20 protein-coding genes and 1 rRNA gene are annotated in these 24878 nt (G+C 47.4%); 3 read left to right on the top strand and 18 right to left on the bottom strand.

What is annotated here, in order from left to right:
• Nucleotides 1-85, top strand: a 5S ribosomal RNA gene (gene rrf / locus OH459_RS28335); the annotation flags it as partial.
• A 340-nt stretch (nucleotides 86-425) separates the two neighbouring features.
• Here rrf and OH459_RS25485 read toward each other — a convergent pair.
• From OH459_RS25485 to OH459_RS25440, 10 genes are all read right to left on the bottom strand, one after another.
• The gene (locus OH459_RS25485) at nucleotides 426-1415 is read right to left on the bottom strand and encodes a sensor domain-containing diguanylate cyclase (RefSeq protein ID WP_009698911.1); all 990 of its coding nucleotides are present in this window, start codon (nucleotides 1413-1415) and stop codon (nucleotides 426-428) included.
• A gap of 227 nt (nucleotides 1416-1642) precedes the next feature.
• The gene (gene fis / locus OH459_RS25480; protein WP_000462885.1) at nucleotides 1643-1939 is read right to left on the bottom strand and encodes a DNA-binding transcriptional regulator Fis; all 297 of its coding nucleotides are present in this window, start codon (nucleotides 1937-1939) and stop codon (nucleotides 1643-1645) included.
• A gap of 23 nt (nucleotides 1940-1962) precedes the next feature.
• A complete protein-coding gene (gene dusB / locus OH459_RS25475) occupies nucleotides 1963-2931 on the bottom strand; it encodes a tRNA dihydrouridine synthase DusB (protein WP_005448258.1) in 969 nt (322 codons plus the stop codon).
• 139 nt (nucleotides 2932-3070) lie between these two features.
• Nucleotides 3071-3958, bottom strand: a complete 888-nt coding sequence (gene prmA / locus OH459_RS25470) for a 50S ribosomal protein L11 methyltransferase (RefSeq protein ID WP_009698909.1) — start codon at nucleotides 3956-3958, stop codon at nucleotides 3071-3073.
• Between the two features lie 130 nt (nucleotides 3959-4088).
• The gene (gene accC, locus OH459_RS25465; protein ID WP_005440401.1) at nucleotides 4089-5432 is read right to left on the bottom strand and encodes an acetyl-CoA carboxylase biotin carboxylase subunit; all 1344 of its coding nucleotides are present in this window, start codon (nucleotides 5430-5432) and stop codon (nucleotides 4089-4091) included.
• A 14-nt stretch (nucleotides 5433-5446) separates the two neighbouring features.
• On the bottom strand, nucleotides 5447-5914 hold the full coding sequence (gene accB, locus OH459_RS25460) for an acetyl-CoA carboxylase biotin carboxyl carrier protein (protein WP_009698908.1): 468 nt from the start codon (nucleotides 5912-5914) through the stop codon (nucleotides 5447-5449).
• Nucleotides 5915-5974: 60 nt separating this feature from the next.
• Complete coding sequence (gene aroQ / locus OH459_RS25455) at nucleotides 5975-6424, bottom strand: type II 3-dehydroquinate dehydratase (RefSeq protein WP_005448261.1); 450 nt, start codon at nucleotides 6422-6424, stop codon at nucleotides 5975-5977.
• Nucleotides 6425-6731: 307 nt separating this feature from the next.
• On the bottom strand, nucleotides 6732-8684 hold the full coding sequence (gene acs / locus OH459_RS25450; RefSeq protein ID WP_269989385.1) for an acetate--CoA ligase: 1953 nt from the start codon (nucleotides 8682-8684) through the stop codon (nucleotides 6732-6734).
• A 218-nt stretch (nucleotides 8685-8902) separates the two neighbouring features.
• The gene (locus tag OH459_RS25445; protein WP_005440406.1) at nucleotides 8903-9535 is read right to left on the bottom strand and encodes a 3'-5' exonuclease; all 633 of its coding nucleotides are present in this window, start codon (nucleotides 9533-9535) and stop codon (nucleotides 8903-8905) included.
• Nucleotides 9536-9570: 35 nt separating this feature from the next.
• Complete coding sequence (locus tag OH459_RS25440; protein ID WP_269989381.1) at nucleotides 9571-11397, bottom strand: DUF294 nucleotidyltransferase-like domain-containing protein; 1827 nt, start codon at nucleotides 11395-11397, stop codon at nucleotides 9571-9573.
• A gap of 241 nt (nucleotides 11398-11638) precedes the next feature.
• Here OH459_RS25440 and OH459_RS25435 point away from each other — a divergent pair, with 241 nt between their 5' ends.
• Together OH459_RS25435 and OH459_RS25430 are read left to right on the top strand one after the other, a co-directional pair.
• Nucleotides 11639-12829 (top strand): 3-phenylpropionate MFS transporter, encoded by a 1191-nt coding sequence (locus tag OH459_RS25435; protein ID WP_050907123.1) that lies wholly within the window; start codon nucleotides 11639-11641, stop codon nucleotides 12827-12829.
• A 143-nt stretch (nucleotides 12830-12972) separates the two neighbouring features.
• The gene (locus OH459_RS25430) at nucleotides 12973-16404 is read left to right on the top strand and encodes a hybrid sensor histidine kinase/response regulator (RefSeq protein ID WP_009698905.1); all 3432 of its coding nucleotides are present in this window, start codon (nucleotides 12973-12975) and stop codon (nucleotides 16402-16404) included.
• 56 nt (nucleotides 16405-16460) lie between these two features.
• On the opposite strand, the gene OH459_RS25425 is transcribed toward OH459_RS25430, so the two are convergent.
• The 8 genes from OH459_RS25425 to OH459_RS25390 all read right to left on the bottom strand — a co-directional run bounded on the left by OH459_RS25425 (nucleotide 16461) and on the right by OH459_RS25390 (nucleotide 24831).
• Entirely contained in the window at nucleotides 16461-17846 is a 1386-nt protein-coding gene (locus OH459_RS25425) for a class II fumarate hydratase (protein WP_269989379.1), read from the bottom strand.
• 16 nt (nucleotides 17847-17862) lie between these two features.
• Complete coding sequence (locus tag OH459_RS25420) at nucleotides 17863-18243, bottom strand: hypothetical protein (protein ID WP_017190957.1); 381 nt, start codon at nucleotides 18241-18243, stop codon at nucleotides 17863-17865.
• A gap of 215 nt (nucleotides 18244-18458) precedes the next feature.
• Nucleotides 18459-18944 carry a hypothetical protein gene (locus OH459_RS25415; protein ID WP_009707868.1) on the bottom strand — a complete coding sequence of 162 codons (486 nt, stop codon included), beginning with the start codon at nucleotides 18942-18944 and terminating at the stop codon, nucleotides 18459-18461.
• 260 nt (nucleotides 18945-19204) lie between these two features.
• Nucleotides 19205-20932 carry a sodium:solute symporter family protein gene (locus OH459_RS25410; protein WP_005448271.1) on the bottom strand — a complete coding sequence of 576 codons (1728 nt, stop codon included), beginning with the start codon at nucleotides 20930-20932 and terminating at the stop codon, nucleotides 19205-19207.
• Nucleotides 20933-20944: 12 nt separating this feature from the next.
• Nucleotides 20945-21208 (bottom strand): DUF4212 domain-containing protein, encoded by a 264-nt coding sequence (locus OH459_RS25405; protein ID WP_005448273.1) that lies wholly within the window; start codon nucleotides 21206-21208, stop codon nucleotides 20945-20947.
• A 200-nt stretch (nucleotides 21209-21408) separates the two neighbouring features.
• The gene (locus tag OH459_RS25400; RefSeq protein WP_005448274.1) at nucleotides 21409-22035 is read right to left on the bottom strand and encodes a MarC family protein; all 627 of its coding nucleotides are present in this window, start codon (nucleotides 22033-22035) and stop codon (nucleotides 21409-21411) included.
• Between the two features lie 129 nt (nucleotides 22036-22164).
• Nucleotides 22165-22800: a response regulator gene (locus tag OH459_RS25395; protein ID WP_005448275.1), complete on the bottom strand. Its 636-nt coding sequence runs from the start codon at nucleotides 22798-22800 to the stop codon at nucleotides 22165-22167.
• Between the two features lie 195 nt (nucleotides 22801-22995).
• Nucleotides 22996-24831, bottom strand: coding sequence for a protein-disulfide reductase DsbD (locus OH459_RS25390; RefSeq protein ID WP_269989374.1), 1836 nt, complete (start codon nucleotides 24829-24831; stop codon nucleotides 22996-22998).
• Nucleotides 24832-24878 lie beyond the last annotated feature (47 nt).

The raw sequence follows: 24878 nt of genomic DNA, 5'->3' as shown, positions 1-24878 counted from the left end.
TTTCCATTCCGAACTCAGAAGTGAAACGAATTAGCGCCGATGGTAGTGTGGGGCTTCCCCATGTGAGAGTAGGACATCGCCAGGCTTTAAATTTGAAGAAGCCCACTCGAGAGAGTGGGCTTTTTTTACATTTGGAGCAAAGTAAATCTGATCACCAGAGCCCTTCTTATAAAGTCGCACCACTTTCCAATCCCTGTATATCTTTCCTGTGACTAACTTGATCATGAGATAGTGCTAACGCATTACCTAACCTCTCACAATGCCACTACTTCCCATTGTCTTTAGAACAGCCTCAAACTCGCTATTAAAACACATCGAGCTTGTGTTTAGTCCTATGACTCGATTAGGCAAAAGAACTGCGTGTGAGTGTTTTGGAGAGTGCGTGGATAAGTTGATGTAAAGTAAGGGGGATGAAGAGCGAAGGGCTAAGAAACCTTTTGGATATTTAGGTTTAAGGAGTGCTGTATTTTGACATCAGGAATACAGTCGTGATGAAGTGTTACTTGGTTGCGTCCAGAGTGCTTTGAGTAATACATGGCTTTATCAGCGTTAATCATGAGCTCTTTAGCATTAGATACTTGTCCGTCATATTCTGCGACACCAATACTTACGGTTGTGCTGATTTCGATACCATCAACTTGGCATGGGGCGTTTTGAATCGCACCTCTGATCCTTTCTGCTACATCATAGGCTTGAATCGCGCTGGTGTTGACTAAAATCACTGCAAACTCTTCTCCTCCTAAGCGACCAATAAAGTCAGTGCCACGGATTGCTCGTTGGCATATCTTTGCTACATGGTTGATCACCTGATCTCCGGAGAAGTGACCGACTTGGTCATTTATCTCTTTAAAGTGGTCAATATCGATCATGACGCAGGAGAGTGTTTGAGATAGGCGAGAATGCGAGTTCAGAGCTTTATCTAGGCTGGTTAAGAATGCTCGTCGATTCATTACACCAGTTAGCTCATCAGTCTCTGAGAGCTCTTTCAGGCGCTTTTCAAGTAGGTGTGTTTTCGTTACGTCACGAACAGACCAAATTACCCAACTTTCGTCGTCTTGTAAGCTTTCAACAGGTTTGATGATCGCTTCAAACCAGGTTTCCTCTGGGTTGTCTAACGCTTCTAGCTCTTCTATTGGCATTAGTAGGTGGTCTTGTAGTGCGATGCTGTATTTGACGACTTTTGGCTCATTAGAGCGAATTACATCATCAATATAACTTATTAATTCAGAAGCTTTACTTGATGACAAAACATCGTTTAACGAGAGGTTAGTGTAACTTTCGGCATTGAATTTCTTTGAGTGGTAAGTGCCACCAAAGCTTTCAATATAGCGACCGTTTTCATTGAGGATAAAGACATGATCAGGGAGAGTATTCAGAATGGCGTGAAGCCAATCTTCCCTTTCTTTGTAAATCATGAGGTTAGTTCCTTTATCCAATGTAAGTCTTTGATTATATCTGTTTATATTGAGTTCACAATCAATACTGATCACAGTTCAATGTATCAGGTTTGACTAATGTTTGTACAAAGGCTTGGTAAGAGAAGGTAAGGGAGGATGGAATACAGGATAGCGAGGAACAAAAAATAAAAAAGGCTTAATCATTGCTGACCAAGCCTTTTTTACAAAAATACTGTATGAACCTATTAGTTCATGCCGTACTTTTTAAGTTTTTTGCGAAGAGTACCGCGGTTGATACCCATCATAGTTGCTGCGCGAGTTTGGTTACCGCGAGTGTACTGCATGATGGTATCTAATAGTGGCTGTTCAACTTCAGCTAGAACTAATTCGTATAGTTCTGTTACTTCCTGGCCGTTTAGTTGAGCTAGGTAGTTTTTAAGAGACGCTTTAACAGAGTCACGTAAAGGCTTTTGAGTAATCTGGTCTTGTGACGTTACTGTAGTTACTGTTAATGCTTCTGAAGTCAGATTTTGTTCGAACATATTCGGTCTAGCTCTTCTCTTAATTATGATGCAACGTTATCAAAATAACCTTCTAACGCCTCAAGTTGCAGCTCAGCTGCGTCGATAGCGTTGAAGGTACGGCGAAACTCACTTGCTTGTTCATGTTCCTTTAGATACCACCCAACGTGCTTGCGCGCGATACGTGGACCTAAAAACTCTCCATAGAAATCATGCAGAGCGTTAACATGACCAAGCATAATGGCTTTCACTTCCTCACTTGGAAGCTCATCCATTGTGGTGCCGTTTTCCAAATAGTGATGGATTTCCTGGAAAATCCAAGGACGACCTTGGGCAGGGCGTCCAATCATTAAAGCGTCTGCACCGGTGTACTCCAGTACAAACTTCGCTTTCTCCGGGCTATCGATATCACCGTTTGCGATAACCGGAATGGATATAGCGTGTTTAACCGCTTTAATGCTGTCATATTCGGCCTCACCTTTGTACATACACGCTTTTGTTCTGCCATGCAGTGCAAGAGCCTGTATGCCGCAGTCTTCGGCTAATTTAGCGATGTGAACACAGTTTTTATTTTCTGTGTTCCAGCCAGTACGAGTCTTTAACGTTACAGGAACGTCTACCGCGTCCACTACCGCAGTCAAAATCTCTTTGATGATGTCTGGGTATTGAAGCAGTGCAGAACCCGCCAGCTTCTTATTCACTTTCTTTGCTGGGCAGCCCATGTTGATGTCGATGATTTGCGCACCGTTTTCAACACTGAATTGAGCCGCATCGGCCATAAGCTGTGGATCGGAACCGGCAATCTGTACAGAGCGAATGCCCGATTCGCCTTCATGTACCATGCGCTGTTTCGACTTTGACGTTCCCCATAGTTTCGGGTTAGCAGACATCATTTCACTGACGGCCATTCCCGCACCATAGCGAAGACACAACTCGCGAAACGGTCTATCCGTTACACCAGCCATAGGGGCTACGATTAGATTGTTCTTAAGTTGATAGTTTCCGATTTTCAAAACGTCATCACAGTTCTGTACCAGCAAGGGCGCGCATTTTACGCATTTTTTTACTGCGTGAAAAGACTAATATTTGAGCATTTACAAATTGTTTTTGTAATTTGTATGAAATTCAAACAATTAGCCCTGAAAACCTTGTCTAGCCTTGCTTACGACCAGAGATACGACACCATTCACTTTGCTCTACAATTGGGTCAATGTGAAGCTCGTCACGGTAATGGTTTGCTACATCCTCTGCTTGAGTGTCTAAAACACCCGACATCGCAAGGTCACCATTTGGTTTCACCAAACCTTTAATTATTGGTGCTAGTTCACGTAGAGGACCAGCAAGAATGTTCGCAACCACAACGTCTGCAATTAGACCTTCAGGTTGGTTTTGAGGTAGGAACACTTCAAGTTGATCGGCAACGCCATTACGTTCAGCGTTGTCGCGAGATGCTTGTAGTGCTTGAGGATCAATGTCGATCCCGATAACTTTTTCTGCACCTAGTTTGATCGCTGCGATCGCTAAGATGCCTGAGCCACACCCGAAGTCGATAACCGTCTTACCTGATAGATCGAGACCTTCTAGCCACTCAAGACACAATGCCGTAGTTGGGTGAGTACCTGTACCGAATGCAAGACCCGGATCTAGCATTACGTTTACTGCGTCTGGCTCTGGAATTTCACGCCAGCTTGGGCAAATCCATAGGCGTTCGCCGAACTTCATTGGGTGGAAGTTTTCCATCCACTCGCGTTCCCAGTCTTTGTCTTCTAGCTGTTCTACTTTGTAAGCAAAATCGTCAGTAAGCATGCCGCTTGCTTTGATTTGAGTGATGATGAAGTTTGTATCAGCTTCTGCATCGTACAGTGCCAGAATGTCAGTATCGCCCCATAAGCGAGTTTCGCCAGGCAGAGGTTCGAATACAGGCGTATCCTGCGCGTCTAGGAATGTTACAGACAGCGCACCAGTCTCTTCCATTAGCATGTCGCCGATTTGCTCAGCGTTTTCATTGGTCGCGTTGAGTTTGATTTGAATCCAAGGCATTTGTTTTTGCTCTTAAAGTGAATGAAGTGGCGCAGAGTTTACCAGAACTCTACGATTTGTTTGAGTATAGACTTTATACAAAACAAAAATGCCCACAGATGTGGGCATTTATTATGAGGTTAGCGAAGGCTTATTGTAGGCCTAGCTTCTTCTCTAGGTAGTGAATGTTTGCACCACCGTGCTGGAAGTTCTCATCATTCATGATTGATTCTTGTAGAGTAACGTTAGTCTTGATGCCTTCAATGATCATCTCGCCTAGTGCGTTCTTCATACGTGCAATCGCTACATCACGGTTCTCACCGTAAGTGATCAGTTTACCAATCATTGAATCGTAATGAGGTGGTACTGTGTAGCCTGTGTAAATGTGAGATTCCCAACGAACACCCATACCGCCTGGTGCGTGGAAGCGTTCAATCTTACCTGGTGAAGGTAGGAAGCGCTCAGGGTCTTCTGCGTTGATACGACACTCAATCGCATGGCCGCGGATCTTGATGTCATCCTGAGTGAATGACAGTGGTTGACCTGCTGCTACGCGTAGCTGTTCTTTAATTAGGTCAACACCGGTAACCATTTCTGTTACTGGGTGCTCAACCTGAATACGAGTGTTCATTTCGATGAAGTAGAACTCACCGTTCTCGTATAGGAATTCGAACGTACCTGCGCCGCGGTAACCGATTTCTAGACATGCACGTGTACAACGTTCACCGATGTATTTACGCATCTCTTCTGTGATACCTGGTGCTGGAGCTTCTTCAACAACCTTCTGGTGACGACGCTGCATAGAACAGTCACGTTCACCTAGGTGGATAGCACCGCCTTGACCATCAGCAATCACTTGTACTTCAACGTGACGAGGGTTTTCTAGGAATTTCTCCATGTAAACCATGTCGTTGTTGAACGCCGCTTTTGCTTCTGCACGCGTCATAGCGATAGCTTGAACAAGTTCTGCTTCAGAACGTACAACACGCATACCACGACCACCGCCGCCACCAGAGGCTTTGATGATTACTGGGTAGCCGATACGCTTAGCGTGAGCTTTGTTTTTGTCTTCGTCGTTATCTAGTGGACCGTCAGAGCCTGGTACACAAGGAACGCCTGCTTTTTTCATTGCGTTGATTGCGGACACTTTGTCACCCATCATACGGATGGTGTCTGCTTTAGGACCAACGAAGATGAAACCGCTACGCTCTACTTGTTCAGCAAAGTCTGCGTTCTCAGATAGGAAGCCGTAACCCGGGTGAATCGCAATTGCACCCGTCACTTCTGCTGCAGAAATGATACGAGGGATGTTTAGGTAGCTGTCGATACCACGAGCAGGACCGATACATACTGTTTCGTCTGCGAGTAGTACGTGCTTAAGATCGCGGTCAGCTGTTGAGTGAACTGCCACAGTCTTAATGCCTAATTCTTTACAAGCGCGAAGGATACGAAGTGCAATTTCACCTCGGTTCGCGATGACTACTTTATCTAGCATAAGGCAAGCCCCGCTTATTCGATTACAACTAGTGGTTGGTCGAATTCAACTGGTTGGCCGTCTTCAACTAGGATTGCAGTTACAACACCTGATTTGTCCGCTTCGATTTGGTTCATCATTTTCATTGCTTCAACGATACATAGTGTGTCGCCAGCATTTACGCTCTGACCAACTTCAACGAATGATTTCGCGTCTGGACTTGGTGAGCGGTAGAAAGTACCAACCATTGGAGAAAGAACTTGGTGACCTGCAGGAACTGCTGCTGGCGCTTCTGCTGCCATTGCTGGTGCGTCTGCTACTGGAGCTGCTGCCACTGGTGCAGGTGCTGCTACTGGAGCTGCTGCGTAATGAACTGGTGCTGGAGCAGCTGCAGGGCCACTACGACTGATGCGTACTGACTCTTCACCTTCAGAGATTTCTAGCTCAGCAATGCCAGATTCTTCAACTAACTCGATTAGCTTCTTGATTTTACGAATATCCATCTTTTCTTTCTCTTTTATCTTGTGATTAAGACAACCCCAAAGGGCTGCAGAGTGTTTGGTTTACTTTGCCTGCAATTTCGCGATTGCTGCAGACAGAGCGAATTCATAACCTTGTGCACCTAAGCCACAAATCACTCCTTCTGCTTTATCAGACAGATAAGAGTGATGACGGAACGGCTCACGAGCGTGAACGTTCGATAGGTGCACTTCGATAAATGGGATGGCTACGCCAAGTAATGCATCACGCAGCGCGACACTGGTATGAGTGAAAGCCGCTGGGTTGATGATAATGAAGTCCACTTTGTCATATGCAGCGTGGATAGCTTCAATCAGTTCGTACTCACGATTCGATTGCAGGTGTTCAAGTTCCACCCCAGAGTTGTGAGCTTGTTCAGTCAATGCGTCAACAATCTGTGCTAGGGTGTTGTTACCGTAATGTGTCGGTTCACGCAGACCTAATAGATTAAGATTTGGTCCGTTTAGAACTAGAATCCGTGACTTTGCAGACATTATGTTGCTATCTTCCTTTATCGTGAGTGGAACGTTTATATTCCCAAATATACGATAATTCAGCACGATTTTTTTGTTAAAACCGAGCAAATTTTAAAAAATCGACCAAGATTATAGCTAATTCACAGCAATTAGCAGCAATTTACTGGTCTAATCTCCCAATAACCCCCGCCGTTTCTGTAACCAAGTTAACAAAAACAACATAATTGCCATGTGCTTTCTGTGGTTTATTTTGCGTCCACGCACAAAAAAGCCACCATATGCAATGGTGGCTTTTAGGGCTAGCGTTTAAAACAGGGGCTGGGTGTTATGCCAGTTCTGCTTTCTCTGCAATTAGCTTGTCTACAACACTTGGATCTGCCAGTGTCGAAGTATCACCTAGGTTGCTGGTATCACCCGTTGCAATCTTACGTAGGATGCGGCGCATGATTTTACCGGAGCGAGTTTTTGGTAGAGAGTCTGTCCAGTGCAGCACGTCTGGTGTCGCGATTGGACCAATCTCTTTACGTACCCAGTCTTTCACCTCTTTGTGCAGCTCAGCTGATGGGAACTCACCATCATTAAGCGTGACGTATGCGTAAATTGCCTGACCTTTGATGTCATGAGGGATACCGACAATCGCTGCTTCCGCAATTTTATCGTGTGCAACCAGTGCTGACTCAATCTCTGCGGTACCCATACGGTGACCTGAAACGTTCAGTACGTCATCTACACGACCTGTGATCCAGTAATAGCCGTCTTCGTCACGACGTGCGCCATCACTGGTGAAGTACATGCCTTTGAAGGTAGAGAAGTAGGTTTGCTCAAAGCGCTCATGGTCGCCGTAAACAGTACGCATCTGACCTGGCCATGAATCAAGGATCACTAAGTTACCTTCTGCTGCGGTCTCTTCAATGATGTTACCCATGTTGTCCACTAGCGCTGGTTGTACGCCGAAGAATGGGCGAGTTGCTGAGCCTGGCTTAAGATCGGTTGCACCTGGTAGTGGCGCAATCAAGATGCCGCCTGTTTCTGTTTGCCACCAAGTATCAACGATAGGTGAGTTTTCATTACCAATGGTCTTGTAGTACCACTCCCATGCTTCTGGGTTGATAGGTTCACCTACTGAGCCCATTACACGCAAGCTTGAACGAGATGTTCCGGCTACCGCTTCGTTACCTTTCGCCATTAGGGCGCGAATCGCTGTTGGTGCAGTGTACAGAATGTTTACTTGATGCTTATCAACCACTTCACTCATGCGAGCCGTGCTTGGGTAGTTTGGTACACCTTCGAAAAGAATGGTCTTCGCACCGTTCGCCAGTGGACCGTAAATTAAGTAAGTGTGACCTGTAATCCAACCCACATCCGCAGTACACCAGAACATTTCACCTTCTTGGTAATCGAACACGTATTTGAAGGTCATGGTTGCGTACACTAGGTAACCACCTGTAGTGTGCAGCACGCCTTTTGGCTTACCTGTTGAGCCTGAAGTGTAAAGAATGAATAGAGGGTCTTCCGCTTTCATCTCTTCTGGTGGGCACACATCAGAAACGACAGCCGTTGCTTCGTGCCACCAAACGTCACGGTGCTCGTGCCAATCAATGTCACCACCCGTACGTTTTAGAACGACAACTTTGTCGATGGTTTTTACTTCTGGGTTTGTCAGTGCTTCATCAACGTTTTTCTTCAGTGGTACTGCGCGGCCACCACGAACGCCTTCGTCAGCGGTGATAACGATTTTCGCATCTGAGTCGATGATACGACCGGACAGTGCTTCTGGCGAGAAACCACCAAATACCACAGTATGAACCGCACCAATACGCGTACATGCCAGCATTGCGATAGCCGCTTCTGGCACCATTGGCATGTAAAGACAAACCACGTCGCCTTTGTGTACGCCTTGCTCTTTTAGTGCGTTAGAGAACTTACACACTTCTTTGTGCAGTTCATTGAATGTGAGGGTTTTGTCGTCAGCAGGATCATCGCCTTCCCAGATGATTGCGACTTCATCGCCACGCTCGGCAAGGTGACGGTCAATACAGTTTGCTGATACGTTCAGTGTGCCGTCTTCGAACCAACGAATGTCGACGTGACCAGTATCGAAAGAGGTGTTTTTAACTTGAGTGAATGGCTTAATCCAATCGACAACTTTACCGTGTTCGCTCCAGAAGCCTTCTGGGTCGCTTACCGACTGCTGATACATGGCTAGGTAAGTGTCATTATCCGCATGCGTATGGTTTTTAATATTTTCTTTTACCGGATAAACGTGGGCTTCGCTCATGGCTTCTCTCCTTGTGCCTTTAATTCTCGACCTTCGTCTTTTGTAGGGCTGTTTCCGTTCTTTAGTCTGTGATTCATCAAGAACGTTGCTGTGCATATAACTGTCAGTCACAGCGCGTATTTCCACAATTAGACTTTAGGATGAGAGTGAGGAATGCGCCGCGATATTGCTGAATTTAAAGCGAATGTGGGAGGTGGATCGAAAGCTGCGTATTGAACCTATTGGGTATAAGGCACGCTCAGGTTTGGTAAATCGCCTTTGGTTAGGCGCACATACACCAAGGCAGCGGATTTTGCGTCTTGTAGGGCGTCGTGTTTGTCTTGAATCGGTAGCTCGAGGTGCTTACAAATTGCATCAAGACTTAAGTCGAAGTAGGCGTTAGGCAAATGACGTTCGAGCTTGTCGTGATAAATCTGGCTCACTTCGATGAGCGGGTTGGGCAGTGGAAAGCCTAAATGCCTCAGACAGGCGAGGTCGAGGATCTTTTTGTCGTAGCGAATGTGGTAGCCGACTAAAGGACGATTGCCGATAAAGTCGAGTAACTTGATAAGCGCTTCTTTTTCGCTGATGCCATCAACCAAATCTTGGTGGCGGATATGATGAATTTTCACTGAACCTGAATCGAGTGATTGCGGGGCGCGAAGTCGAACTTCGAATGGTTTGCTGGTGATGATGCGATTGTCGATGATTTTGGTCGCAGCGATGGTGACCAGCTCGGCTCGATTTGGGTCCAAGCTGGTGGTTTCGCAATCGAGAGAGACAAATTCGCCTTTTTGCGGCGAACAAAACAGTGGCTGATAAGGTGAGCCCTTCAGCTTGTAATGCCAGTATTTCCTTTGTAGCCAATTCATCCCTGTTACCTCTCGTCTTATTTGCCTAAAAGACTCTAATCACGGATTTGATAATGGAAGCCTAAGAACTGCTTAAACTTCTTCACCACATGTAAGCTGTGGCGTAGCAAGTCTCGTTCTGTCCTGTCTAACTGTTTGATGTCGATGTTGTTCAATGCTTCTTGCTTACTCAATTGCTGGTTCAAACGAATCTTAAAGAACAGCTTTAGCGCCTCATTGAGGTTGTCGGCGGTTTCTGGTTCTAAGATACGTTTGTTTCTCAGTGCTTCGATACGCTCGAAGGTGTTCTTCTCTTCAATCGCGTATTCCAATGCCAAAGTGCGAATGCCATGCACGATTGGGAAGATGCCGCCGCGCTTAATATCCAGCCCGTCCTTGGCACTTTTTACGTTACCAAACAGAGTAAGAGGCACGGAAAACTGCAGAGCAGGGCGAGTGAAATCGGACAGAATCAACATACGATCTTTCATGCTGTCTCTAAGGTGCTCGGCGATAGGCGCGAGCAACTCTCGATTGCCTGCGACCGCATGAGCGTCACTGAAGATGGCTAAATCCATGATTTGTTCAGGCTGCGCTTTAGCAATCCAACCATCGAGCGTTTTAATCCAGTCTTGCTGCGTTCGAACCCACTTCGGATTGTTAACCATGACTTTGCCTGGGCAGAGTGGATAACCCAGTTGTTGCAAGGTGTGGGTGAGGGTTTGCATGACTTCGGTGCAATGTTCCCATTCCAGCCCATCTTGGATGATCAGTGCATTGTCTTGATCCGTTTTAAGGATTTGCTCTCCACGACCTTCTGAGCCAAGCACAATAAGACAGCAGTGATCGTGCAGTGCTGGTGGCACCACAAGCTCAAACGCTTTTTCGATGATTTGTTCGTTTACGGCAGATATCAGCTCCATGATGAAGCGAGTACGGATCCCGTTGGTCAGTAAGCTATCCACCAACTGACGCTGTCGATTGGAAGCAAGGGCTAACTCTTCCACGCTGCTGGCTCGCGCTATGCTGAGTGTCAGTACGTGTGAGTGAGTGGAAAACGCGCTGAGGATTTGCGTCATATCTAGCATACCGACCGCTTGATTGCCTTCGCACACCATTAGACGCTTCATGCGATTACGCGTCATGGTGATCATGGCGTTAAACAAGAAGTCGCCATCATCGACGTGATAAACAGGGAAGGTCGCAATCTTACTCACTGGTGTATCGAGTGGATGGTCGTCAAGCATTACGGCATGGAGCATATTGGTTCGAGTCACTATCGCGTAGGGATGCGCCGATGGATATTGCTCTAGGCGTGGGTCATCTTGGTTAAGCTGAACCAAAGCGGCATCAATGCCATTGTCTTTAAGTGTTTTAGTGACCTGATTAATTGGCATATCAGGTGCTAATAGCATCGGTGGATGATAGATGCTGCTATCGACTTTAGTCAGAATGAATTCGGCGAGGTTTTGCTGCTGTTGAGCCGCTTCAATGAGGGCTTGGCGTTTCGATAAGTTGTTATCGAAGTAGGCAGCGAACTGTCCGTTCTCGTTATACAGCTCAAGAAACACTTCTTTCGGTAGCAAATACGAGAGGGTATCTTCCAGTGCCACATACTGATGGCGCACGCTTTCTTCAAACAAAGACCGCACATCAAACATGTCGTCGTTGGCGTAGTGAGCAAACACTTCGTCTTGATCTTTTGAGCGCTCTTCCACTGCGCCTTTAATCAGCACGTGCAGGTGAGGATTGTCTTGCCCACAAGCTAAGATGACATCTCGCGTTCGGTAGTACGCCACATCAAGAGACGAGCGCAGTCGATTTTGCTGTGCGTCAGTCAGGCGATCGAACGGTGGAGATTGCATATTAAATTTGTCAGGCATGAGAGCACCTAAATTTGGTGGGAACACATTCTAAGTCTGACAAATTTCCCTGCCGAAGCCAGACGACTTTGGTCTAAATCGTCACAATCTAATTTTGCATTTCGAGACCCTGTGCCATTGAGGAAACGGTAAGTTGCCGATTCTTCCCTTTTTCTATTACGCATTGCGATCCATAATTCCGCGTCCCAAACGTTTACGTGGCGGAAGTCGTTAGTTTTTGTCGTTTTTTAGGATGTCAGTGATGTTGAAACCCTCTCCGTATGGCTGGATTTCCCAGTACTTTCTCGGATTCTTTTTTGCGTATGGCGTGTATCTGCCATTTTGGTCGTTGTGGTTTAAAGAGCAGGGCGTTTCTCCAACAGATATTGGTCTGTTAGTGGGTCTAGGTTTAGCGACGCGTTGTGTGGCGAACATGGTGCTTACCCCACGTTTGCATAAAGTCGAACACCTAATGCCTGCATTGCGCTGGTTGAGTTTTGCTGCCCTTATATTTGTTGGTTTCCACTTTTTCACTGGCGGCAACTTCTGGTTAATGGCGCTTGCCACTGTCTTGTTCAACTTGTGTTGTGGTCCTGTCGTGCCTCTGTCTGATGCGATGGCGAACTACTACGCTCGTTTGAAAATGCTCGATTACGGTCGTACCCGTTTGTGGGGCTCGGTTGCATTTATTGCAGGCTCGACTGTGGTGGGCTACTTGGTGGCAGAGTTTGGTTCTGACATGATTTTGTACACGGCGATGGTCGGTGTGTTTGTCTCGCTTTTATTTGCAATGCGTAACACCAATCCAATGCCAGTGACACGCGAAGGTCAACATTCTGAGCGTCCAAAACTCTCAGCGTTACTGACGGATAAACCGGTCGTGAAGTTCCTTGTGCTGATGGCGTTAATCCAAGGCAGCCATGCGGCGTACTACGGTTTTAGTGCGATTCACTGGAAAGCGGCTGGTCACTCAGAAGATGTGATTGGTTACTTGTGGAGCTTGGGCGTGGCAGCTGAAGTTGCTGTGTTTGCTCTGAGTAAGCGTCTATTCGCTGGCTGGTCTTTGCGCACTCTGTTTGTGGTTGCGGCTGGTGGTGTGATGCTACGTTGGGGAATGACTGCGTCTACGACCTCTATTTTGGCGTTGGTGGTAGTGCAAATGCTTCACGGCGTGACGTTTGCAATGGCGCACATTGCTGCCATTCAATACATCCAGAACTCAGCAGAGAACAAGATGGTGGCATTGCAGGCACTATATAACGCAATCCCACTGGGTGCGTTTATCGCGTTGATGACAGTGATCAGTGGTTGGGGCTACGAGCACTGGGGTGCGAATATCTTCTGGTTGATGGCGGCGATGGGCTTTATTGCACTGTTTATCAAAGTTGATCCTCAAAATGATGAAAGTCATGTGGTTGATCTCTCAGCCAATGCACCCGAAGCACAGAATTAAGCTTCTGTGACAGAGATTAAAAACTAACCTTTGTCTCTGTTGTGAAAGCAGTGTTAAATGAAACCTCTCCCTTATGGAGAGGTTTTTTTATTCCTTGCTTTAAAAACAGCAAGAAAGGCAAGAAAAGTAAGAAAGGATATCGGATGCAAGGATGGCTAGTGATTCCCGTTTCTTTGGCGTATTTGGGAATCCTGTTTTTAATCGCTTGGTACGGTGACAAACAAAAGAGATGGTTAGCGCGTTGGCGACCATGGATCTACAGTTTGTCGATTGCGGTGTACTGTACGTCGTGGACCTTCTACGGCACGGTCGGACAGGCGAGCAACAATCCTTGGTCCTTCCTACCCATCTATATCGCGCCGATCATCGTGTTTACCATCGGCTGGCGCGTCCTCGCTCGGCTGATCTTGATTGCCAAGCGCGAGCACATCACCTCCATTGCCGATTTTATTGCCGCCCGCTATGGCAAATCGCAAGGCTTGGCAGTAGTTGTCACCTTAATCGCGGTGGCAGGCATTCTTCCGTATATCGCTTTGCAATTGCGCGGCATCACCATGGGATTGGAGATCATCGCACCAGATTTAGCATCCGATCTCAGTTACCAAAACTACAGTGTGTCTTGGTTTGTGGTCGGGGCGATGGCGATCTTCACCATGCTGTTTGGTACGCGTCATATCGATAACACCGAACATCACCGCGGCATGATGATGGCGATTGCGTTTGAATCAGTGCTCAAGTTGGTGGCGTTTTTAGTGGTGGGTGTGTTTATTGTTTGGCTCGCGATGGATACCGAGAGCTTCCACCTTGCCGATATTGCTGCAGAAACCTATGAGTCACCTAACATTCCGACCTTGCTGATTCACACCATTCTAACCATGCTGGCGATTGTCTGTTTGCCACGTCAATTCCATACCATGGTGGTCGAGAATGAACGCGCACAAGACTTACACGTCGCGCGTTGGTTGTTCCCGTTGTATCTGATTCTGATGGGCATTTTCGTTCTGCCAATCGCATGGGTAGGGCAAAGTCTACTGAGTGGTAGCCCTGCCGATACGTACGTGATCAGCGTGCCGATGGCGGTGGGCGCGAATGACATCGCCTTGCTGGCATTTTTAGGTGGTACTTCCGCGGCAAGTGGCATGGTTATCGTCTCGACCATTGCCTTAGCGATCATGGTATCTAACGATTTGGTGATGCCGCTGATTTTGCGCCGGATGAAGTTATCAAAACGCAATCATCATCACTTCTCTACGCTGCTATTACGTATACGTCGCGGGCTTATTCTGCTTCTGTTGATTGGTGCATGGGGCTTTTATCAGGCTTTAGATAGTATCCACTCACTCTCTGCGATAGGTTTTCTCTCGTTTGCAGCGATTACCCAGTTCGCTCCGTCTCTGCTTGGCGGTATGTACTGGCGTCAGGGCAACAAGAAAGGCGTGTATGTGGGTTTGCTGGTGGGTTTCACCATTTGGTTGATTACTTTGATGAGCCAAACCGACATGCTGGCAGGCGACGCAAGCAACAACTTGCTGATTTGGCTGATCACTCCGCCTGATTTATTGGCAGGTTTTGGTATTGCTGTTTCTGACTGGGGCATGATCCTCAGCGTGGTGGCGAATACCGCGTGTTTTGTTGCGGTATCACTAGCTACACGCCCAAGCATAAGTGAACGCTTACAATCGGCGTCATTCGTTGGTACGCCGTTGCCTGAAAGTGAAAACATCAGCTTGTATCAGAGCCGTGTGACGGTCAGTGAACTGGAGATGTTAGCGTCACGATTTGTCGGGCGAACGCGAGTGAAATCCGCCTTCCAAACCTATTGGAGTCAGCAACGCGAAGAGCTGCTTCCCAATCAACAAGCTCCCTCTACCTTAATTCGACACACCGAACGTGTACTCGCAGGTGTGTTTGGTGCCTCTTCAGCTAAGTTAGTACTTACTTCTGCTTTGCAAGGCAGGAATATGCAACTTGAAGAAGTGGCGACCATCGTTGATGAAGCCTCAGAGCTATATGATTTCAGTCGTGGTTTGCTGCAAGGTGCGATTGAACACATTGGTCAAGGCATCGCAGTGGTCGACAAGCAACTAAGGCTGGTGGCCTGGAACCAACGTTATCTGGAGTTATTTGTTTTCCCGCCGGGTTTGATTCAGGTCGGGCGTCCGATTGCGGATGTGATTCGTCACAATGCCGAGCAAGGTTTATGTGGTCCGGGTGACCCTGAAGACCACGTTCGTCGCCGCGTTTATCACCTTGAGCAAGGCACGCGACATACCTCTTCCCGTGTGCGTCCAGATGGTCGCGTAATTGAAGTGCAAGGTAACCCAATGCCCGGTGGCGGTTTCGTTATGAGCTTTACCGATATCACCGTGTTCCGCGATGCGGAGCAAGCTCTGAAAGACGCTAATGAGACACTAGAAGAACGCGTTCGTGCTCGTACTCGTGAATTGGAACAACTGAACAAACAGCTGGTGGCAGCGACCCAACGTTCTGAGCATGAGTCACAGTCCAAGTCGCGCTTCTTAGCCGCGGTAAGCCATGACTTGATGCAGCCGCTGAATGCCGCTCGTCTTTTTGCTTCTTCATTGTCGGAAGTTGCCAAAGACAGTGAAACCCAAAAGTTGTCGACCCACATCGAGAGTGCGTTAGGGGCGGCGGAAGATTTGATTGGTGATTTGCTGGATATTTCGCGTTTGGAATCGGGCAAGTTGGACGTCAATGTGCATGGCTTTGCGGTTAATGATGTGTTGGCAAACTTGAATGCGGAATTCAGTGCGCTGGCGAAACAACAAGGCATTGAGTTCACCATGATCCCATCGTCTTTGATGGTGAAGTCTGACCCGAAATTGCTGCGCCGCGTGGTACAGAACTTCCTTACCAATGCGTTCCGATATAGCCCGAATGGCAAAGTGGCGCTAGGTGTGCGTCGCGTACAAGGGCGAGTGCGTATTGATGTATGGGACAACGGCATGGGCATCGAAGAAGAGAAGCAACAAGAGATCTTCGAAGAGTTTAATCGCGGTACTCAAGTTCGTTCTGACCAAGGTTTAGGGTTAGGCTTGGCTATTTCGAAAGGTATTGCTCAAGTGCTGGGGCATGAAATCTCGATGCGTTCTTGGTTTGGTCAAGGCAGCGTGTTCTCGATTACCTTAGATAAAGCAGAGAAGGTGCACATTCCGGCAGTCAAAGCAGTGAAGAGTGCACAATCTGACTTGAGCCATATTCGTGTGCTGTGTGTCGATAATGAGCCGGATATCCTAGTTGGAATGGAGAATCTACTCTCACGCTGGGGCTGTGATATTCGCATTGCGACCGATATCGTTGAGAGTCTGAAAGCGATCGAAGACGATTGGCTGCCGGATGTGATTTTCTCCGATTATCGTTTAGACAATGGTCGAACAGGATTAGAAGTGTTGCAGCAATGCCGCTTGCGTCTGGGTAATCGCTTTGAGGGGGTGATCATCAGTGCCGACCGAACCGATGACATGATGGAAGGCATTAAAGCCAATGGGTTTAGTTTTATCGCCAAACCGGTGAAACCTTTGAAATTGCGTTCGGTACTTAATCGAGTCGCCTAGAAAAAAAGACCTCCGATTGGAGGTCTTTTGCTTTAAGGGGGTGATCGGTCGGTGGCTTATTCTGCAACGCCGCCTTGAGTCAGTTTGGCTGGATCGAGCAATCTTTCTAATGTTGCGCGATCCAAGTCCGTTTCTTCTTCCGCTACATCAATGATAGCGCGACCTTGTTTGTAGGCTTTCTTCGCCACTTCCGCTGCTTTTAGGTAGCCAATCACAGGGTTAAGTGCGGTGACCAGAATCGGGTTCTTCGCCAGTGCAACATCAAGGTTGTCTTGGCGCACTTCAAACGTCGCAATGGCTTTGTCTGCCAAAGCAACGGCGCTGTTCGAAAGCAGTTCAATGCTTTCTAATACATTGTGAGCTATCACTGGTAGCATCACGTTAAGTTGGAAGTTACCCGATTGACCTGCAACGGTAATGGTCGCGTCGTTCCCAATCACTTGTGCCGACGCCATGGCTGCTGCTTCTGGAATCACAGGGTTCACTTTGCCCGGCATGATAGAAGAGCCCGGCTGTAAGCCTTGCAGTTCGATTTCACCCAAGCCAGCTAGTGGACCTGAGTTCATCCAGCGAAGATCGTTTGCGATCTTCATGATCGCAACTGCTGCTGTTTTGAGCTGTCCCGATAGGGCGACGATCGCATCCTGACTGCTGAGATTGAAGAAGAAGTTTTTGCTTGAAGAAAACTCGATGCGCGTTGATTGCGTTAGGTTATCGGCAAAAAGATCGGCGAAGCGTGGATCGGCGTTGATCCCTGTACCCACCGCTGTTCCGCCTTGAGCTAACGCTTTCACTGCTGGCAGTGTTTGTTCGATGGCTTGTTTAGCGTGTTCGATTTGGAACTGCCAACCACCAAGCTCTTGGGCGAAGGTAATTGGCATCGCATCCATGAGGTGCGTACGACCTGTTTTCACCACATCTTTCAGAGCTTGCTGCTTAGTCTCTAGTGTTTCACTTAGGTGGGACAGTGCTGGTAGTAGCTGTTTTTCAATTGCAATTGCAGAGCTGACTTGAATCGCAGTAGGCACTACGTCGTTACTGCTTTGACCCATATTGACGTGATCGTTTGGATTGACTGTTCCGCCTAGATGCTCAGATGCCAATGTTGCAATCACTTCGTTGGCATTCATGTTTGAGCTCGTGCCCGAGCCAGTTTGGAATACATCGATAGGGAATTGAGCGATGTGTTTACCATCAATGATGGCTTGCGCGGCATCAGCGATGGCATTGGCAATATCACCTTCTAGCAAGCCAAGTTGAGCATTGGTAAGCGCTGCGGTTTGTTTGATGTGAGCGAGTGCTTGAATAAACCCTGTCGGCATGGTGTGTTTGCTGAAAGCAAAGTTATCGACAGCGCGTTGAGTTTGGGCTTGATACAAAGCGTTGGCTGGGACTTTGACTTCGCCCATGCTGTCCGCTTCGATACGGAATTCCGTGGTCATGGTAGGTTCCTTTTGTTTAATCGAGTGGCGTCTGTATCAGACGTAATTGTTGTTGTAATGAGAGAAATTTCACATCGCCATCCTCAAATTGGTAGTAGTAACGTTTGAGACAAAGTAGCGGAGTGTGAATAGAATCGAGGCAGACTCGGCGGAAGATGCGGCTGCGCGCAGGGTCCTGAATGGCATCAAGTAGATGGAAGTAGACTTGGCGCAAATACAGCTCGCACAGCAACAGGTTTTCGTGCTCTGCATCGTGATCGTAGATGGACGACAGCACCATACCCCAATGGATGTAATCATGGATCACATCGGGTTCGAAACCGCTTGGCGCATACACATGAAGGAATCGGTCTTGCGCTTTAAAAAAGGCGTTGTAGATGGCTTGGCTGCTGTCCATAGTTACCTCGATACTTAAGATAATGATAATTATTATCAATTAATTGTCGATTAGCAACCACAGCTTTTTTGAGGAAATAACACAACAAAAAAAGCCGATACTCGGACTCAGTATCGGCTGAAGTGGGAGAGCTCAATCCCTACAATTAAGCTCGGTATTCTTTCGCGAGATAAGGTTGGCTCAAATGCGTCTTCAAGCCTTATGGAGCAAGTAAGTTATTTGTCCGTAAACAGGGTTTCGTATTTCACAAACGCTGTTTGCGTTTCACCGTAGTAGAGCGTGCCTTCAGATTGAATCGCAACACGTAACCAACTCTCGGCTGATGCAGGCTTAGGCAAAGTGATGGTCCAGTTTTGTCCGGCTTGATCCGCTGGCGTCATGTCAATTGGCTGTGCGTTTTGCTCTTGGCTATCCACGACCGAAACCTTCACCCCTTCCAGTGGATAAGCCGCATGTAAAGACAACTCTAGGCTATCTTGAGTCAGCTTTTCTGAGCGAAACTTCACTTTAAAGTCGCCGTTCTCCATATCACATAAGCCACTGGTATAACGGCAATTCGACTTGCTGGCCAGTTTGTAGCTTTCCCCTTCTTTAGCGGCATGAGGTTTCTCACTAAGAGCCATGTCTGTACCGAAATAAGCGATTAAAGACAGAATCGGGGCGATCAACAGAGCGATAATAAAGTGCTTGTTTTTGAACATAAAATACTAATCCCATCAATTATCTGTTCATTTTTACTGGCTAAAATCGCTAATAACTTCGTTAAAGATTTTGAAGTTAGAGCAACTAGCTTGCAGCAATCTTTGCCTTGTTCTAAGCGATTTTTTCCGCGTAACCCCTGAACATACAATCAATGGCATTGGTATGCTTCCTTGCTACGGTTCAGGGAATCTCTAATTATTAGAATAAGTTAAGTGAATAAAAAAGCCCCAAGCGGGGCTTTTGTGGTTTGCGTTATATTTTAGTGGTCTACCGCACCGCCAGCGCCTGCTGGTACACGTACGTGCTCGACTAGGTCTTTTACTTCTTGTGGTGTTTCTGCCGTTACTTTCGATACAGCGAATGCCACGATGAAGTTGAACACAGCACCAATTGCACCAAATGCGTTTGGTTCGATGCCTAGGAACCAGTTCTGACCCCAGCTTTGTAGGTAAGTCCAGTCAGCAACAAATAGGATGCCTTTGTGCTGGAATACGTAGAATAGCGTGATACTGATACCCGCAATCATACCCGCGATTGCGCCTTCTTTGTTGATGCTCTTACTGAAGATACCCATCATCAACGCAGGGAAGATGGAGGATGCCGCCAGACCGAAGGCGAGCGCTACCGTACCGGCTGCAAACCCTGGCGGATTCAAGCCTAAGTAACCGGCGACTGCGATGGCGACTGCCATGGAGATTCGGCTCGCGAGCAGCTCTTTCTTCTCGGATATGTTCGGATTTATCACACCTTTGATTAAGTCATGAGATATTGCGGACGAAATCGCCAGTAGTAGACCTGCAGCTGTCGATAGTGCTGCCGCCAGACCACCTGCTGCGACAAGTGCGATAACCCAGTTAGGTAGCTTAGCAATCTCTGGGTTTGCTAGTACCATGATGTCACGGTCAACTTTCAGCTCATTGGTTGCTGGGTTTGACGTGTACTCGATCAGACCGTCGCCGTTCTTATCATCAAAGCCTAGTAGACCTGTTTTCTCCCAGTTCTTGAACCAGTCAGGACGCTCATCATAAGCAAGGTGCTGACCCGGAGCTGGGTTAACGGTATCCATTAAGTTTAGACGTGCCATTGCTGATACTGCAGGTGCTGTTGTGTAAAGGATAGCGATGAAAACTAGTGCCCAACCTGCTGATGTACGTGCATCACGAACCTTAGGCACGGTAAAGAAACGGATGATTACGTGTGGCAGACCCGCCGTACCGATCATCAGTGACATGGTGTACACGAACATGTTTAGCGTGTCGCCACGAACTTGAGTGGTGTATTCACTGAAGCCGAGTTCGGTGACCACTTGGTCGAGCCGATCGAGTAGATAGACATCGGTGCCTTGGATGGTACTACCTAGACCGATCTGTGGTAGTGGGTTACCTGTTAGTTGCAGAGAGATAAAGATTGCAGGAATAGTGTAAGCAAGAATGAGTACGCAATATTGAGCAATCTGCGTGTAGGTAATGCCTTTCATGCCGCCCATTACGGCGTACATGAATACGATACACATACCGATCAGTAGACCTGTTGAGTAATCCACTTCTAGGAAACGACCGAACGCCACGCCCACACCTTTCATCTGACCGATAACGTAAGTCACTGATGCGATGATAAGACACACAACTGCTACGATACGCGCTGCGTTAGAGTAGAAACGCTCACCTACGAATTCTGGCACAGTAAACTTACCGAACTTACGTAGGTATGGCGCAAGCAGAAGTGCAAGCAGTACGTAACCGCCTGTCCAGCCCATCAGGAAGACTGAACCGCCGTACCCCATGAAGGCAATCAAGCCTGCCATTGAGATGAACGATGCTGCTGACATCCAGTCTGCTGCGGTTGCCATGCCGTTAGCGATAGGGTTTACACCGCCGCCTGCTACATAGAATTCTTTAGTTGAGCCCGCACGAGCCCAAATCGCAATACCGATGTAGAGGACGAACGTCGCGCCAACCACCAGATAGGTAATAGTTTTCAAATCCATCTGAGTTACTCCTTACTCATCTACGCCGAATTCACGGTCGATTTGGCGCATTTTCCACGCGTAGTAGAAAATAATACCTAGGAAGGCATAGATGGAGCCTTGTTGAGCAAACCAGAACCCGAGTTTGTATCCACCTAATTGAAATTGATTAAGTACGTCGACAAATAAAATGCCGCAGCCGAAAGACACTACGAACCAGATGACCATCAGGGTAATCATGAGCTTCACGTTCTTGTCCCAGTAGGCTTTGGCTCTTTCTTCGCTTTCAAATGCCATTGCCGTCTCCTTACGATTGGTATTGTTGTTAAAAAAATGTTTCAACATGTACATTAGCAAGGCACTGGCAAGAACTCTTTTCAACTTTAGTCGGGATGCTAAAAAGCAAAAACGCCCATTTTTAGGGCGTTTGAGAAGAAGTGGGAATAAAAGTGTGATGTTAATTTGATGTTAAATTAGCCAAAGGTCTAAGAGTTTTATCAATTAACATAGAAATCTTTTATACCAAGCAGCAAATTATTCAGTGCAACAGCAGCAAGGATAAGCCCCATTACGCGGCTGATGATGGCTGCGCCTACGTTACCAATCACTTTTTGAATCGTGTTTGCACCCAGTAACAAGAATAGGGTAACCAGAAGTACCGCAATCATGACGCCTGCGGTCATTGCTTGGTCGACGAAAGAGTAGCGGTTGTTATCGGTGAGCATCACTATGGCCATCATGGCACCCGGCGACGCAATCGAAGGAATCGCAAGAGGGTAAACAGCTAAGTCAGCGAGATCGGAGTGGCTGACTTCTTCACCCAGTTTTTGCTCTTGTTCTGGCTTGCTCTCACCAAAGATCATCGACAATGCAAACAGCAATAGCACTAAACCACCAGCGGCTTGGAACGCGGGTAATGGGATTTGCATTGCTTCCAGCAACAACTGACCGGCAATAAGAAAGAACAGCAGCACACCCATTGAAATAGCAATGGCTTTCAACGCGACGAGACGACGCTGTTTTGCCGTAAGGTGCTGAGTTTGTGATAGATAAACGGGTACTGAACCAATCGGGTCGATGACGGCCCAGAGTACGACGAACTGAGTGACGAGAATACTTAGCAAAGTATGACCTCCCAGAGTTAGCGGTTTAACAGAGGGATGAAAAAGGCTGCGTGGTGCAGCCTTTTTATTTTAACGTTTGTTGTTCTTTTTGCGTCATATAAATGTGAATTAGATATATTTACTAACACATTACTGCTCGGGTTCCATTTGCTGCAGTAGGATGACGGCTTGAGTTCGGTTCTTCACGCCCAGTTTGCGGAAAATTGCGGTCATGTGGGCTTTGATGGTGGCCTCTGAGACATTGAGCTCGTAAGCGATTTGTTTGTTGAGTAAGCCATCGGAAAGCATGCCCAACACTTTGTATTGCTGAGGGGTAAGTGCGGCAATTTTTTCTGCCAAGTCATTACAAGCTGCGTTATTGGTGATCAAGCCTTCTGGGAAGTATGGGTCGCCATTAAGGACTTGGTTAAGGGCATTGACTAGCTCACGCATGTCGCTCGATTTTGGAATAAAGCCGAACGCACCGTGGCTTTTCACTTGAGTGACCACGCTTGCTTCTTCGCTGGCAGATACCACCACCACTGGGATATCTGGGTATTCAGCACGAAGGTGAATCAACCCCGACATGCCATTTGCGCCTGGCATCTTGAGATCTAACAACACCAAATCTGGCTCTTCTTCTTTTTCCAGCAACGCGAGTAGAGCATCCAGCGTATCCGCTTCGAGAAGGTTAGCACCACTCACAGCCATGTGTACCGATTGGAACAAGGCATTGCGGAACAGCGGGTGATCATCAGCGATGATAATGGTGTAGGTCGAATCCATGACGTTAAACACTTTTGACTATTTCGTTAATGGAATTATTGTCCACCTTTAAGAATGTGGACAATATTTATCCGCTAAAAGTCTGAACTAAATCGACTTTTATTAGAAAAATTGCATATAAACGCAACTTTCTCAGTTTTATTGAGACAACAAAAAACGCCAGTGAATAATCACTGGCGTTTGAATGATTCATCATCAGAATCGGTTGATGTGCTCTAGGAAAGGCTCGGCTTGCATAAAGCCCGTCAAACGAGCGTTTGAAACATGTTCGCCATTGGCATCCCAGAATTCAATCGTTGGTAAACCCAGTACATTCATATGTTTAAGCAGCTCGATGTCTTGCACTTGGTTCTTAGTTACGTCCGCTTGCAGAAGAACGAAGTCTTGTAGTTTGGCTTCGACGCTTGGGTCATGGAAGGTGTACTTCTCGAACTCTTTACATGCTACGCACCAGTCGGCGTAGAAATCCAGCATCACTGGTTTACCTACTTGTTTCGCCTGAGCAAGTGCAGCCTCAAGCTCAGCCACGTTAGCAATACGAGTAAAACTCACTGTTGCTTGCTGAGTTTGTGTAGTGGTGTTGCCGCCAAACCAATAGTTCAATGCTGGTTGAGCAGAAGCAAACAAACCAAGCACAGAAATGATGCCTACTGCGCTTTGCTTCCAGCCGCCAAATTCTAGGCTGTTTTTGATGTGGTATAGCCAACCAAAAGCCGCGATACCCAGTGCTGACCACAATGCCGTAGCCCACATTTCTGGCAAGATGCGCTCAAGTAGGAAGATAGGAGCAGCCAGTAGAATGAAGCCGAACAGAGTCTTAACGCGATCCATCCAACCTCCTGCTTTTGGCAGAAGTTTGTTGCCGAATACTGCAACAAGAATGAGTGGAATACCCATACCCATTGCTAGTGCATAGAGCGCGATACCACCTGTCAGTAAGTCACCACTTTGTGCAACGTAAAGTAGCGCACCAGACAGAGGAGCCGTGGTGCATGGGGAGCACACCAGACCAGAAATCGCACCCATGGCGAATACACCTGCGCTGCTACCACCTTGTTGTTTGTTGCTGAGGTTGTTTAACCAAGTTTGTACCCCACTTGGCAGTTGCAGGTTATAAACGCCAAACATAGACAGGGCGAGCGTCACGAACAGCACACTCAAACCAATCAACACATAAGGGTGTTGCATCGCTGCTTGGAATTGCATGCCCGCAGACGCCACCACAAGGCCCAGTAGGGTATAAGTCAGCGCCATGCCTTGCACGTAGACAAACGACAAACCTAGCGCGCGGCGTTGGCTCAATTTGCCACTGCCAAGCACGATGCTGGTCAGAATTGGGTACATCGGCAGAACACATGGCGTAAATGCTAAGCCCACACCAAGCGCCAAGAACAGAAGTGGCGTCCACCAGTTATCAGCTAGGTTTGCGGCAAGGCTATCTTGCTGTGTTACTGGCGTCGATGGTGTGTCGCTAGAACTAGATGATTGCGCCGCTGGTGGCGTTGCTGTTGGTGCTTGCTCTGCTTTTGGTGTTGTCGTCGCCGCTGTTGAATCTGAGCTCGACGAAGTAAACGCGTTGATAGGAATCACGCGAGTTTCTGGTGGGTAACAGAAGCCTGCTTTCGCACAGCCTTGGTATTGCACTACCACGCGCGCACCGTCTTGCCAATCATGCATTGGTACGGTGACGAAGAGAGGTTGAGTGTAGATATGCACATCACCAAAGAATTCATCTTCATGCGGCGTACCGTCTTCCATTTGCAGTTCGTCTAACGACACCTTCTCGCCCGCTACCGACAAGCGTTCTTGATACAGGTAGTAACCATCACGTACCTGCCAATCCAACATTAATTTGCCGTCTTGCTGGTAGTAGTTGAATGGGAAAGCCTGATCGACAGGTACAAAGGTATCGTTGCTGCTGCCAAAAGCGTTGCTTTGACTGTTGTTTAACTGATCATTGCCAAACAAAGCAAAAGAAGGCGCAGAGAAGGTAATAAGCCCTAAGAGTAAGACGGAGAGTAATGCACGCATAAAAGGTTCAATTCATCTTAGATAATTGCCGTTAGTGTAACTCAATC

This window comes from Vibrio sp. MM46, assembly GCF_027587135.1.
Lineage (GTDB): Bacteria > Pseudomonadota > Gammaproteobacteria > Enterobacterales > Vibrionaceae > Vibrio > Vibrio harveyi.
This window is presented reverse-complemented; position numbering and strand designations above follow the sequence as displayed.

Coding starts and splice junctions, on each gene's coding strand:
- OH459_RS25485 (WP_009698911.1), bottom strand. CDS start 1,415: ATGATTTACAAAGAAAGGGAAGATTGGCTTCACGCCATTCTGAATACT.
- fis (WP_000462885.1), bottom strand. CDS start 1,939: ATGTTCGAACAAAATCTGACTTCAGAAGCATTAACAGTAACTACAGTA.
- prmA (WP_009698909.1), bottom strand. CDS start 3,958: ATGCCTTGGATTCAAATCAAACTCAACGCGACCAATGAAAACGCTGAG.
- accC (WP_005440401.1), bottom strand. CDS start 5,432: ATGCTAGATAAAGTAGTCATCGCGAACCGAGGTGAAATTGCACTTCGT.
- accB (WP_009698908.1), bottom strand. CDS start 5,914: ATGGATATTCGTAAAATCAAGAAGCTAATCGAGTTAGTTGAAGAATCT.
- aroQ (WP_005448261.1), bottom strand. CDS start 6,424: ATGTCTGCAAAGTCACGGATTCTAGTTCTAAACGGACCAAATCTTAAT.
- acs (WP_269989385.1), bottom strand. CDS start 8,684: ATGAGCGAAGCCCACGTTTATCCGGTAAAAGAAAATATTAAAAACCAT.
- OH459_RS25445 (WP_005440406.1), bottom strand. CDS start 9,535: ATGAATTGGCTACAAAGGAAATACTGGCATTACAAGCTGAAGGGCTCA.
- OH459_RS25440 (WP_269989381.1), bottom strand. CDS start 11,397: ATGCCTGACAAATTTAATATGCAATCTCCACCGTTCGATCGCCTGACT.
- OH459_RS25435 (WP_050907123.1), top strand. CDS start 11,639: ATGTTGAAACCCTCTCCGTATGGCTGGATTTCCCAGTACTTTCTCGGA.
- OH459_RS25430 (WP_009698905.1), top strand. CDS start 12,973: ATGCAAGGATGGCTAGTGATTCCCGTTTCTTTGGCGTATTTGGGAATC.
- OH459_RS25425 (WP_269989379.1), bottom strand. CDS start 17,846: ATGACCACGGAATTCCGTATCGAAGCGGACAGCATGGGCGAAGTCAAA.
- OH459_RS25420 (WP_017190957.1), bottom strand. CDS start 18,243: ATGGACAGCAGCCAAGCCATCTACAACGCCTTTTTTAAAGCGCAAGAC.
- OH459_RS25415 (WP_009707868.1), bottom strand. CDS start 18,944: ATGTTCAAAAACAAGCACTTTATTATCGCTCTGTTGATCGCCCCGATT.
- OH459_RS25410 (WP_005448271.1), bottom strand. CDS start 20,932: ATGGATTTGAAAACTATTACCTATCTGGTGGTTGGCGCGACGTTCGTC.
- OH459_RS25405 (WP_005448273.1), bottom strand. CDS start 21,208: ATGGCATTTGAAAGCGAAGAAAGAGCCAAAGCCTACTGGGACAAGAAC.
- OH459_RS25395 (WP_005448275.1), bottom strand. CDS start 22,800: ATGGATTCGACCTACACCATTATCATCGCTGATGATCACCCGCTGTTC.
- OH459_RS25390 (WP_269989374.1), bottom strand. CDS start 24,831: ATGCGTGCATTACTCTCCGTCTTACTCTTAGGGCTTATTACCTTCTCT.